Raw genomic sequence first — 11,583 nt, 5'->3', positions numbered from 1 at the left:
GTGCAGCTTCTCGGCGCTCTCGCGGCGGTGGGCGAAGTAGCGGGTGGCGCCGTGGGTCCGGGCGAGGCGGGTGACCACCCGCAGGTACTGGTCGGCGTCGACGACGCCGGTCTCGACCAGGGAGGTCCCCACCAGGTCGGCTCCGCCGGTCAGCGCCGGGGGCCCGAAGCGCGCGCGGGTCCAGGTGTAGTGGTTCTCGGTGACGGTGGTGCCGGGCGGGGCCTCCACCGGCAGCGAGGTGAAGATCTCGACGGTACGGGCCCTGCCGGGGGCGAGGCGCCGCCGGGCCATCGAGGTGACGGGGGCGAGGGCGAGTTCGCGGGGGCCGAGCCGGCCCTTGCGGTGCCAGCGGACCAGGCGTTCGCCCGCGCCGAGCTGGGCGGCGAACTCCATGGTGGCGGTGCCGTCGTCGACGACGGTGAGGTGCCGGGGGCCGAACAGGGTCAGGAGCAGCTGGACGTAGCGGGAGAACGGGTCCCCGATGATCACCCGCTCGGCCGCCCGGAGCGGTCCGGCGAGCCGCCTCAGGGTGCGCACGAGCGCGCCGCGCCCGCCGCGGGCCTCCTGCCAGTGCACGGTGAACCCCTCGTCCCGGGCCAGCTGCGCCATGCGGCGCAGCTGGCCCCGGGACATCGGGTCGGTCGGCGACAGGACGACGACGGTGAGCCCGTCGGCGCCCGGGGACGGACCGGGCCCCGTGGTGGCGCTGGTGGGGGCTGGGGTTCCCTGGGCGGGGCCGGCCGGGGCCGGACCGGGGGCCGGGGCGGTGGTGGCCGCCCGGGCGTGGGCCCACTCCAGGACGTTCAGGAGCTGGACCGGGCTCTCGACGAACGCCAGCCGCGCGGTCATGCGGCGTCGAGCCCCTGGACCCGGCGGAGCTTCTTCATCGGGCCGAGCTCCGACTCGTACACCTTCTTGATCCCGTCGCCGAGGGCGGTCTCGATGGTGCGGATGTCGCGGACGAGGCGCTGGAGGCCCTGCGGCTCGACGGAGGCGGCCTGGTCGGAGCCCCACATCGCCCGGTCGAGGGTGATGTGGCGCTCGACGAAGGTGGCGCCGAGGGCGACGGCGGCGAGGGTGGTCTGGAGGCCCGTCTCGTGGCCGGAGTAGCCGATCGGGACGTTCGGGTACTCCTCCTGCAGCGTCTGGATCACGCGCAGGTTCAGCTCCTCGGCCTTGGCCGGGTAGGTGGAGGTGGCGTGGCAGAGCAGGATGTTGTCGCTGCCCAGGACCTCGACCGCGTGCCGGATCTGCTTCGGGGTCGACATGCCGGTGGAGAGGATGACCGTGCGGCCGGTGGCGCGCAGTTCGCGCAGCAGCTCGTCGTCGGTGAGCGAGGCGGAGGCCACCTTGTGGGCGGGGACGTCGAACTTCTCCAGGAACGCGACGGCCTCGGTGTCCCAGGGGGAGGCGAACCAGTCGATGCCGCGCTTGCGGCAGTGCTCGTCGATGGCGCGGTACTCGTCCTCGCCGAACTCCACGCGGTGGCGGTAGTCGATGTAGGTCATGCGGCCCCAGGGGGTGTCGCGCTCGATGTCCCACTGGTCGCGCGGGGTGCAGATCTCCGGGGTGCGCTTCTGGAACTTGACGGCGTCACAGCCGGCCTCGGCGGCCACGTCGATGAGGGCGAAGGCGTTGTCGAGGTCGCCGTTGTGGTTGATGCCGATCTCGCCGGTGATGTAGACGGGCCGGCCGGGGCCGGCGGTCTTGCTGCCGAGGGTGCGCAGACGGGTGTTCATGGGGGTTCCTTACGCGTTGGGGACGGCGCCGGGGGAAGCGGCGGGGACGTGGAGGTCGGGTCCGAGGAGCCAGCCGGCGATCTCGCGGATCGCGCCGGAGCCGCCCGGGGTGACGGTGACCGCGCGGGCGGCGGCCCGTACGGAGTCGTGGGCGTTGCTGACCGCGACGGGCCAGCCGACGAGGTGGAAGCAGGGCAGGTCGTTGACGTCGTTGCCGGCGTAGAGCACGCGCTGCGGGTCGACGCCCTCGGCCTCGCACCACTCCTTGAGGGCGAGGTCCTTGCGGTCGATGCCGTGCAGGACGGGGATCCTGAGCTTGCGGGCGCGGGCCGCGACGACGGCGTTCTGCTCGGTGGAGAGGATGAGGACGGGCAGCCCGGCGCGGCGCAGGGCGGCGATGCCGAGGCCGTCGCCGCGGTGCGCGGAGACGAACTCGCGGCCTTCGGCGTCGAGGTGGACCCGGTCGTCGGTCTGGGTGCCGTCGAAGTCGAGGACGACGGCGTCGATGTCGTCGAAGCGCGGGGTGACCGGCTCGTCGAGGAGGGGCGCGAGCGCCCGGGCGCGGGCCAGGTCGTGCGGGTCGTCGATCTCCAGGACGCGGGCCGGGTCGGTGACGACGAGGGCGGTGCGGCCGAAGAAGCGGTGCTTGCGGGTACGGAAGCCGGCCGCGTCCATGGCGTACACGGCGCCGGTCTCCAGGTACTCGGGTTCGCGGTCCTGGCGGCGCGGGCGGTGGGCCCTGTCGTGGTTGACGCCCTCGGCGCCGCCGTCGGTCTCGCGCCAGAGGAAGCCGTGCGAGGGGGCGGCCGTGAAGGCGGTGTCGGCGGCGCCGGAGAGGATCCGGCCGGCGGCCTCGGCGATCTCGGCGGAGGTGAGGAAGGGGCTCGTGCACTGGACGAGGAGGACCACGTCGGCGGTGCGGCCGTGGGTGGCCTCGAAGGCGTCCAGGGCGTGCAGGACGGCGGACTCGCTGGTGGCGGTGTCTCCCGAGAGCCCGGCGGGCCGCTGGACGGCCTCGGCCCCGGCGGTCCGGGCGGCGGCGGCGATGGCGGCGTCGTCGGTGGAGACCACCACGTGGGTGACCGGCGGGGCGCCGAGGCAGGCGCGGACGGCCCGGGCCACCAGCGGGACCCCGGCCACGGCGGCCAGGTTCTTGGCGGGGACGCCCTTGGAGCCGCCCCGGGCCGGGATCACGGCGAGAACGGTGGGGGTGGTCGTCATCAGAGCTCTCCCAGGCGGCGGACGACGGGGGCCACGCGCTGCACGCCGTGGCGGTACGCGCCGCGCGCCGCCTCCCGGACGATCCGGCGCAGCCCGCTGTCGCGGGGCTCGGGCGCGGTGACGTCGAGGCGGTGGCGGGCGAGGATGCCCGGCAGGTAGCCGGGGGCCGTCTCCGCGGTGTAGTAGGGGGTGATCGGGGGCAGCGAGGGCCGGGCGAGGAGCTCCGCGACCCGCTCGCGGGCGGCGTCGAAGGCGGCCTCGTACGGGCTGTCGGAGGCGACGCCCTGGCGGGCGAGCCACGTCCCGTCGGGCTCGGGGACGGTGCCCTTGTCGAGCCGGTCGAAGGAGGTGAGCAGGCCGGAGCCGACGAAGTGGTGGTTGCCGAGGGCCTCGCGGACCCCGAGGTCGGTGAGGATCGCGGTGGGGACGCGCCGGTGGAGGGCTTCGAGGGCGGCCGTGGAGGAGACGGTGACCAGCAGGTCGGTGCGGTCCAGGATCTCGCCCATGTGTCCGTACACCAGGCGGAAGTTGGGTGGTGGGGCGAGATCGCGCACCAGCTTCTGGTACGGGTACTCCTCCAGGTGCGTGGTGTGCTCGCCGGGCTTGGAGCGCAGCTTGAGCAGCACCTCGCGGCCCGGGTGGAGCCGGGCGTGCCCGATCAGCCGGCGCAGCACGTAGGCGCGTTCGGCACGGGTGGCGGGCACGGAGGGCTGCGCGGCGAAGACCAGGGTGTCCCGGCCGGCCAGGGGCGTGTAGGGGGCGCCGCCGAGGAAGGGCAGGGCGGCCTCGACCACCGCGTCGGCGGCGGCGCCGACGCCCTCGTAGACGGCCCGGAAACGCTCGGCGTCATGGCGGGAGTTGGCGAGGACGACATCGGCGCCGTGGCGCAGCAGCAGGCCGTCGGTCAGCTTCTCGTAGACGACGCCGACGTAGCCGGTGACGATCACCGGGCGGCGCGCGAGGGCCAGGTCGGCCAGGCCCTGGAGGACGGCCCGGACGGTGCCGCCGACCAGGGCGAGGACGAGGACGTCGTACCCCTCGCCGCGCGTCTCGGCGTCCCGTACGGCGCGCAGGAACTCCGCTCCCGTCACCTCGCGCGGAGCGGTCGTGGCCGCCCCGGTCTCGGCGAGCTGGCGGGCGGTGGGGGTGGCGCGGCCGCGCAGGACGAATCCGGCGGGTTCGGCGGGCTCCACCGTCGTCCCGGCGAGGCGGCGCGCGGTGAGCGCACCCCATTTCCACCGGGTGTCGGAGTCGGCGAGCACGGCGACCCGTACCGCTTCTCTGGTACTTGCTGGCACGCCGAGGACGCTAGAAGGGCATTCCGCTTTTCGGCCCAACTGGGCCACAACAAAGGGTGAACAGCGCCTCTCCGACTTCTGAAGCGGCCCGTGACCAGGGGTCCGGGGCGGCGGATTTCCTTACCTGGAAAGGCGGTTAAGGCGCCCGCCTCTTGGTGTTCACCGAATATCCGCCCACCGGTCGGCGGGAATGCCGGATGCGGCGCCTAGCGTCGGCCGCGTGGTCAAGCTCTCCGTCGTCGTGCCGTTCTTCAACGTGCAGACATACGCCCCCGACACCCTCGCCTCCCTGCGCGCGAACGCCCGCGAGGACTTCGAGTTCCTGCTCGTCGACGACTGCTCGTCCGACGGGACGCCGGAGCTCCTCGAACGGGCCGCGCGCGAGCTCCCGGGCGCGGTCCTGATCCGGCACGAGCGCAACGAGGGCCTCGCCACCGCCCGCAACACCGGCCTGGACGCCGCCCGCGGCGAGTACGTGACCTTCCTCGACGGGGACGACTGGCTCGCCCACGGCTACTACGCCCGCCTGGTCGCCGCCGCCGAGGAACTGGGCTGCGACTTCGTGCGCACCGACCACGTCTCCGTCACCGGCCGGAACCGGGGCGTGCGCCGGGTGCCGGTCCCCCGCCGCCGCGAGGTGCTGCGGCCCCGCGACGCGATCCTGCCGGCGCACCGGACGACCTCGGTCGACTACCCGTACGCCTGGGCCGGGATCTACCACCGGCGGCTCCTGGACCGGGGCCTGCTGCACTTTCCGTACGGGCTGCGCACGGCCGAGGACCGGCCGTGGATCTGGCGGCTGCACCGCGAGGCGGAATCCTTCGCCGCCCTCGACGAGCTGGGCGTCTTCTACCGGCGCGGGGTGGCGACCTCCCTCACGCAGATCGGTGACGTGCGGCAATTGGATTTCATTCGCGCATTCGACCAGGTGATCGAGGAAACGGCGAAGGATCCGGAGGCCGACCGGCTTCTCCCCAAAGCCGTGCGCACCTATTGCGCGGTGATTTCCCATCACATCGGTTCGATCGGACGATTCGAGCCGGACGTGGCCCGGCAGCTGACCGGGATGAGCGCGGGCGCGCTGCGGCGCATGCCGCAGGACGTCCTCGACGAGGCACTGAAGGCGATGGGCGGGGACCGGGCGGCGCTGCTGCGCAGGCTGCGCCGGCGGCGCCCGCTGGACCCGCCCGCCGGACCGCCTGCGCCGCCACCGCCCGGGACGGCGACGACGGCCGGACGCGGCGCGGCCTCGGCGGAGGTGGCGGCGTGAGCACCTCCCGCACCGGCCGTCCCACGACCCCGGACACCGCCTCGCGCGCCGACCGGCCCACGGACCCGGACACCACCTCGCGCGCCGACCGGCCCACGGACCCGGCACCGGACCCGGCCCCGGCCTCCCGCCCCGTTCCCCGGACGACGCAGATCTTCTGCGCCTCCACCCTGTACGGCGCGGTGACCCTGGCCGCCGCGATCGACAGCGGCCGCTTCGGCCCCGCCGACCGGCGCCTGCTGCTCGTCACCAACAACGCGGCCGTGCCCGAGACCACCCCGGCGCTCGACGAGGCCGAGGGCTTCGCCCGCCTGCGCGACCGCTTCGACGCCGTGCTCTCGTGGAACGAGACCATCTCCCCGCTCCACCCGGCCGGCTGGACGCCCCGGGCGAGCGACCTGCCGCTGCTCCAGCGGCATCTGCGCAAGCTGTGGCGGCTGGGCGACGACCGGATCGAACTCGCCGTGGAGTCGATCCAGGTCACCCCGGCGCTCGCCGTCGCCCAGCTGCTCCCCGACGCCTCGATCACCGTCTACGCCGACGGGCTGATGAGCTACGGGCCGACCCGCAACAAGATCGACCCGCTCATCGGCGGCCGGGTGCGGCGGCTGCTCCACCTCGATCTGGTGCCCGGCCTGTCACCGCTGCTGCTCGCGGAGTTCGGGGCGGTGCCCGAGACGGTGCCGTCCCAGGCGTTCACCTCGGTCGTGGAGGAGCTGGCCGGCGACGGCGGGCCGGCCGCCCCGGCCCCGGACGGGGGCGCCGCGCTGCTGCTCGGCCAGTACCTGGCGGCGCTGAACCTGATGACGCCCGCCGAGGAGGAGGAGCTGCACCTGCGGATGGTGCGCGGCGCCGTCGCCCGCGGCCACCGGCGGCTCGTCTTCAAGCCGCACCCGACGGCACCGGACGCCTGGTCCCGGGCCCTGGTCCAGGAGGCGGAACGGCTCGGCGCCACGCTGACCGTGGAACACCGGCCGGTCCTCGCCGAGGTCCTCTTCCGCGAGCTGCGGCCGGCACTGGTGGTGGGCTGCTTCTCCACGGCGCTGCTCACCGCGCACACCTTCTACGGGCTGCCGGTCGCCCGGGTCGGCACGGAGAGCCTGCTCGCACGGCTCACCCCGTACCAGAACAGCAACCGGATCCCGCTCACCGTCGTGGACGCGGTCGTCCCGCCGCTGGAGGACGCGGAGGGAGCCGGGGCGGTGCGGGAGCCGGTGGAAAGCGTGCCGGCTCTCAACGACCTGGTGGGCGCCGTCGGCTTCGCGATGCAGCCGAAGATCCGCCCGGACCTGCGCGAGGCGGCGGTACGGCACCTCTCGGGCCCCCTCGCGGACCGCACCCGCCACCACTTCGGCCTGCGCCGCCTGACGGTCCTGAACCTGCCGGGCGGCCTCCCGGTCCCCCGCCACCCGAAGATCCGCCGCCTGGCGCGCCGCGCGCTGCGGCTGCGGAAGGCCTTGCGGAAGTAGCGGGGGAACACCGGAACCCCTCCGCCCGGGGCCCGTGCGGGGGCCGCGGGGCGGGGCGGGGCCGGGAACCCGTGCGGGGGTCCCGGCCCCGCCCCGCACCGGCGGTCAGGCGCGGGTGACCGGTTCCTGGAGTTCGGTGACCCACGCGCCCTTGTCCCGGGGGACCTCCAGGTACAGCTCCCGGGCGTAGCCGGCCGACCGGTAGCCGTTGGTGCCGATCCAGGCGGCCAGGTTCTGGGCGGTCGGCAGGATGTCGTCCATGGCGCCCCGGTGGATGACGGTGGCGGCCTCCTCGATGCCGGGCAGCACCCGCACCTCCACGCCCTCGACGGCCGTTCCCTCGGGGACGGTCGTCCCGGCGTGGACGAGGACCGAGCCGTCCCCGCGGCCCGAGTCCTCGTACGAGGCGATCGCCGGTCCGAAGCCGGTGACCCCGGCGGCCTCCAGGCGGGCGCACAGTTCCTCGTACAGCGGCCCGATCACCGGGCCGATGTCCTGCGGGCCGAAGCTCGCGGCCACGGCGCTCAGCTCGGCGGTCCGGACGGCGGGGATCTTCTTGACGACGACGTCCTGCGTGGACATGCGTCCCTCGCTCTCGATGGCTCGGAGCCTCGCGCCGACCTGGGCGAGCCGGGCCCGCGCCGCCTCGACGGCCGCCTCCAGCTCGGCGTGGCGCAGCCGCAGCATCCCGCGCAGCTCCTCCGCGCCGATCTCGTCCCCGAGGATCGCCCCCACCTGGTCGAGGGTGAAGCCGAGGTCCTTGAGCGCGATGACGCGGTTGAGCCGGGCGAGCTGGTCCGCCGTGTAGGAGCGGTAGCCGGTGTGCGGGTCGACGCGGGCCGGGCGCAGCAGTCCGACGGCGTCGTAGTGACGCAGCATGCGGACCGACACCCGCCCGTGCCGGGCGAACTCTCCGATGGTGAACATGACGCCCCCTACGGAACGGCCTCACACGGTGTGAGGGTCAAGCGCCGCCGTCCCGGCGTCAGGCGGCGCTGCTGAGCGAGAGCTTCACGGCGAAGCCGAGGAAGAGGGCTCCGGCGGCGGAGGTCGCCCCGGCCGAGAGCCGCTTGCGGCTGCGGAAGGCCGCGGCCAGGCGCGTCCCGCCGAAGATGAGCGTCGTCAGGTAGAGGAAGCTGCCGAGCTGGAGGAGCGTGCCGAGGACCAGGAAGGACAGCGCCGGGTAGGCGTAGGACGGGTCCACGAACTGGACGAAGAAGGAGATGAGGAAGAGGATCGCCTTGGGGTTGAAGAGGCTGATGAGCAGCGCCCTGCGGTACGGCCGCTCCCCCGGCCCCGCCGCCTCCGCGTCCACCCGGCCCTCCGCGTCCGTCTCCCCGCGGGACCGCCACATCGCCCGGGCGGCCCGCAGCATCCCGTACGCCATCCAGGCCAGGTACCCGGCCCCGGCGTACTTCACGATCAGGAAGAGGAGCGGCGTGGTCTGCAGCAGCGAGGCGGCGCCGAGCGCGGCCAGGGTCATCAGCACCGCGTCGCCGGTGAAGACTCCGGCCGCGGCCTTGTACCCGGTCCGGGTGCCCCTGCGGGCGGCGACGGAGAGCACGTACAGCGAGTTCGGCCCCGGCAGCAGGATGATGAGGACGAGGCCCGCGAGATAGGTCGGCAGATCGGTGACACCCAGCATGGAGCGGAGTGTCGCACGTGGGTACGACACTCCGCTGTGACGTGCGTCTAGAAGGCGTCCGTCGGGACGTAGGTGCCCCAGACCTCACGCAGCGCGTTGCAGACCTCGCCGACCGTGGCGCGGGCCCTGAGGGCGTCCTTCATCGGGTAGAGGACGTTGGCCGTGCCCGCGTCGCTCTCCGCGGCCTTCTTCAGTTCGGCGAGGGCGGCGTCCACGGCCGCCTGGTCGCGCTCCGCGCGCAGCTTCGCGAGCCGCTCGGCCTGCTGGGCCTCGATCGCCGGGTCGACGCGGAGCGGCTCGTAGGGTTCCTCGACGTCGATGGTGTAGCGGTTGACGCCGACGACGACCCGCTCGCCGCTGTCGGTCTCCTGGGCGATGCGGTAGGCGGAGCGCTCGATCTCGCTCTTCTGGAAGCCGCGCTCGATGGCGTTGACCGCGCCGCCGAGCTCCTCGACCTTCTGCATCAGTTCCAGCGCGGCGGCCTCGACGTCGTCGGTCATCTTCTCGACCACGTAGCTGCCGGCGAAGGGGTCGACGGTGGCGGTGACGTCGGTCTCGTAGGCCAGGACCTGCTGGGTGCGCAGCGCGAGCCGGGCGGACTTGTCCGTCGGGAGGGCGATGGCCTCGTCGAAGGAGTTGGTGTGCAGGGACTGCGTGCCGCCGAGGACGGCCGCGAGGCCCTGGACGGCGACCCGCACCAGGTTGACCTCGGGCTGCTGGGCGGTGAGCTGCACGCCTGCGGTCTGGGTGTGGAAGCGGAGCATCAGCGACTTGGGGTTCTTGGCGCCGAACTCCTCCTTCATGACCCGGGCCCAGATCCGGCGGGCGGCGCGGAACTTGGCGACCTCCTCCAGGATCGTCGTACGGGCGACGAAGAAGAAGGAGAGGCGGGGCGCGAAGTCGTCCACGTCCATGCCGGCGGCGACGGCGGTCCTGACGTACTCGATGCCGTCGGCGAGGGTGAACGCGATCTCCTGCGCGGGCGAGGCGCCGGCCTCCGCCATGTGGTAGCCGGAGATCGAGATGGTGTTCCACTTCGGGATCTCGGCCTTGCAGTACTTGAAGATGTCGGCGATCAGCCGCAGGGACGGCTTGGGCGGGAAGATGTACGTGCCGCGGGCGATGTACTCCTTCAGCACGTCGTTCTGGATGGTGCCGGTGAGCTGGTCGGCCGGGACGCCCTGCTCCTCGCCGACGAGTTGGTAGAGGACCAGCAGGAGGGCGGCGGGGGCGTTGATGGTCATCGAGGTGGAGACCTTGTCCAGCGGGATCCCGTCGAACAGCACGCGCATGTCGTCGATCGAGTCGATGGCGACGCCGACCTTGCCGACCTCGCCGTGGGCGATGGGCGCGTCGGAGTCGTGGCCCATCTGGGTGGGCAGGTCGAAGGCGACGGACAGGCCCATCGTGCCGTTCGCGATGAGCTGCTTGTAGCGGGCGTTGGACTCCACCGCGGTGCCGAAACCGGCGTACTGGCGCATGGTCCACGGGCGGCCCGTGTACATGCTCGGGTAGACGCCGCGGGTGAAGGGGTACGAGCCCGGCTCGCCCAGCTTCTCGGCGGGGTCCCAGCCCTCCAGGGCCTCCGGTCCGTAGACCGGTTCGATGGGCAGTCCCGACTCCGACTCGCGCGCCATGTGCTGTGCCTCCCGATAGACCTGCGAATGCTGCCGCCTCAGCCACTACTGAGCGGTACCGACCCTCGCGACGGACTGTAGCCGTGGGCGTGCGGCCGGGTGGAGAGCAGCACGCTGGGACCTTCCTCACAGCATGCCCGTCTCGTTTCGGTCACGCGCGCAACCGCGCGGGTGCCGGGAACATCCCTCCGTACACACGACATTCGTTCTTCCGGGGGGCTTTCATGAGGCGTTCTTCCGTCATGCGCAGAGTGGTCCTGGCGGCCTCGGCCGTGGTTCTGGCGGCCGGCTGTACGGCGCAGGCGGCGGGCCCCGGCGCGGGGGGCGCCGGGCGCGGCACCAAGGGCCCGTCGACGGCCCCGCCGGCGGGGACCTCTTCGCCCGCGGCCCCTTCGCCCGGCGCCTCGTCCTCCGGCGCCACTCCCGGCACCGCCGCGAAGGTCCTGATGGACGACGGGGACGAGAGCGAGCAGGTCCGTGAGCTGCAGGCGCGGCTCCGGCAGCTCGACCACTTCGACCGGGCGCCCACGGGCTTCTACGGGACGATGACCGCCGGGTCCGTGAAGGCCTTCCAGAAGAGGCGCGGGCTGCCGTCGACGGGCACGGTGGACACGGCGACCTGGGACCGGCTGCTCGCCGTTTCGAAGGAGCCGACGGCCGACGAGCTGAAGCCCTCCACGACCAACGAGCTGGACACCCCCGACGCGCGCTGCATGACGGGCCGGGTGCTGTGCATCAGCAAGGAGAGCCGGACGCTGGCCTGGATGATCGACGGCCGGGTCGTGTCGTCCATGGACGTCCGCTTCGGCTCGGAGAACACCCCGACCCGCGAGGGCACGTTCAGCGTGGGCTGGAAGGCCAGGGAATGGACGTCGACGATCTACCACACGCCCATGCCGTACGCGATGTTCTTCAGCGGCGGCCAGGCGGTGCACTACTCGTCGGACTTCGCCGCCCGCGGCTACGGCGGGGCCTCGCACGGCTGCGTGAACGTCCGGGACCGGGCGAAGCTCGCGGCCCTCTTCGACCAGGTGAAGGTCGGCGACAAGGTCGTCGTCCACTGGTGACGTCCCCGGGGCGGGGACCGGAGGGGCCCGGGAAAGGAGAGGGCGCGGGTGGGACCGGGGGAACGTGCCCCACCCGCGCCGGGTGCGCGGAGCCGTAGGTACGGGGGGAACCCCGGCTCGCCGCGCCGCCGATGACCAGTCGGCTCACTCATTACTGCGCCGACGGGCCGCGAAGTGTTACACCCGGCCCGGAAGAGTGTCAGGAACGGTTCTTCGGGGCGCTCCCGGCCCGGCCCC

At 73.4% G+C, this 11,583-nt stretch carries 10 protein-coding genes; 3 read left to right on the top strand and 7 right to left on the bottom strand.

The genetic code is table 11. From position 1 onward, the window contains the following. From RIF68_RS13030 to RIF68_RS13015, 4 genes are all read right to left on the bottom strand, one after another. Window positions 1–849, bottom strand: an 849-nt coding sequence (locus tag RIF68_RS13030; RefSeq protein WP_309051373.1) for a hypothetical protein, incomplete at its 3' end; no start/stop codon positions are given. Further along, complete coding sequence (locus RIF68_RS13025) at window positions 846–1,739, bottom strand: N-acetylneuraminate synthase family protein (RefSeq protein WP_309051372.1); 894 nt, start codon at window positions 1,737–1,739, stop codon at window positions 846–848. The genes RIF68_RS13030 and RIF68_RS13025, both read right to left, overlap by 4 nt. 9 nt (window positions 1,740–1,748) lie before the next feature. Beyond that, window positions 1,749–2,960, bottom strand: a complete 1,212-nt coding sequence (locus RIF68_RS13020) for an acylneuraminate cytidylyltransferase (RefSeq protein WP_309051371.1) — start codon at window positions 2,958–2,960, stop codon at window positions 1,749–1,751. Continuing rightward, window positions 2,960–4,258, bottom strand: coding sequence for a DUF6716 putative glycosyltransferase (locus RIF68_RS13015; RefSeq protein WP_309051370.1), 1,299 nt, complete (start codon window positions 4,256–4,258; stop codon window positions 2,960–2,962). Before RIF68_RS13015 ends, RIF68_RS13020 begins: the two co-directional genes overlap by 1 nt. A gap of 220 nt (window positions 4,259–4,478) precedes the next feature. Here RIF68_RS13015 and RIF68_RS13010 point away from each other — a divergent pair, with 220 nt between their 5' ends. Further along, complete coding sequence (locus tag RIF68_RS13010) at window positions 4,479–5,528, top strand: glycosyltransferase family 2 protein (RefSeq protein ID WP_309051369.1); 1,050 nt, start codon at window positions 4,479–4,481, stop codon at window positions 5,526–5,528. Window positions 5,529–5,680: 152 nt separating this feature from the next. Next, the gene (locus RIF68_RS13005; protein WP_309051374.1) at window positions 5,681–6,997 is read left to right on the top strand and encodes an alpha-2,8-polysialyltransferase family protein; all 1,317 of its coding nucleotides are present in this window, start codon (window positions 5,681–5,683) and stop codon (window positions 6,995–6,997) included. Between the two features lie 105 nt (window positions 6,998–7,102). On the opposite strand, the gene RIF68_RS13000 is transcribed toward RIF68_RS13005, so the two are convergent. From RIF68_RS13000 to RIF68_RS12990, 3 genes are read right to left on the bottom strand one after another with little or no spacing between them, the layout of a single operon-like run. After that, entirely contained in the window at window positions 7,103–7,924 is an 822-nt protein-coding gene (locus RIF68_RS13000) for a MerR family transcriptional regulator (RefSeq protein WP_309051368.1), read from the bottom strand. A 58-nt stretch (window positions 7,925–7,982) separates the two neighbouring features. After that, entirely contained in the window at window positions 7,983–8,642 is a 660-nt protein-coding gene (leuE, locus tag RIF68_RS12995) for a leucine efflux protein LeuE (RefSeq protein ID WP_309051367.1), read from the bottom strand. 47 nt (window positions 8,643–8,689) lie between these two features. Continuing rightward, on the bottom strand, window positions 8,690–10,279 hold the full coding sequence (locus tag RIF68_RS12990; RefSeq protein WP_309051366.1) for a methylmalonyl-CoA mutase family protein: 1,590 nt from the start codon (window positions 10,277–10,279) through the stop codon (window positions 8,690–8,692). Window positions 10,280–10,521: 242 nt separating this feature from the next. Here RIF68_RS12990 and RIF68_RS12985 point away from each other — a divergent pair, with 242 nt between their 5' ends. Beyond that, entirely contained in the window at window positions 10,522–11,346 is an 825-nt protein-coding gene (locus RIF68_RS12985) for a L,D-transpeptidase family protein (protein ID WP_309051365.1), read from the top strand. The last annotated feature ends 237 nt before the right edge of the window (window positions 11,347–11,583 follow it).

This window comes from Streptomyces sp. (assembly GCF_031178505.1).
Taxonomy (GTDB): domain Bacteria; phylum Actinomycetota; class Actinomycetes; order Streptomycetales; family Streptomycetaceae; genus Streptomyces; species Streptomyces gulbargensis.
This window is presented reverse-complemented; position numbering and strand designations above follow the sequence as displayed.

What these genes read in the sequence shown, in the direction of transcription:
- RIF68_RS13025 (WP_309051372.1), bottom strand. Translation starts at nt 1,739, where the DNA reads ATGAACACCCGTCTGCGCACCCTCGGCAGCAAGACCGCCGGCCCCGGC.
- RIF68_RS13020 (WP_309051371.1), bottom strand. Translation starts at nt 2,960, where the DNA reads ATGACGACCACCCCCACCGTTCTCGCCGTGATCCCGGCCCGGGGCGGC.
- RIF68_RS13000 (WP_309051368.1), bottom strand. Translation starts at nt 7,924, where the DNA reads ATGTTCACCATCGGAGAGTTCGCCCGGCACGGGCGGGTGTCGGTCCGC.
- leuE (WP_309051367.1), bottom strand. Translation starts at nt 8,642, where the DNA reads ATGCTGGGTGTCACCGATCTGCCGACCTATCTCGCGGGCCTCGTCCTC.
- RIF68_RS12990 (WP_309051366.1), bottom strand. Translation starts at nt 10,279, where the DNA reads ATGGCGCGCGAGTCGGAGTCGGGACTGCCCATCGAACCGGTCTACGGA.
- RIF68_RS12985 (WP_309051365.1), top strand. Translation starts at nt 10,522, where the DNA reads ATGCGCAGAGTGGTCCTGGCGGCCTCGGCCGTGGTTCTGGCGGCCGGC.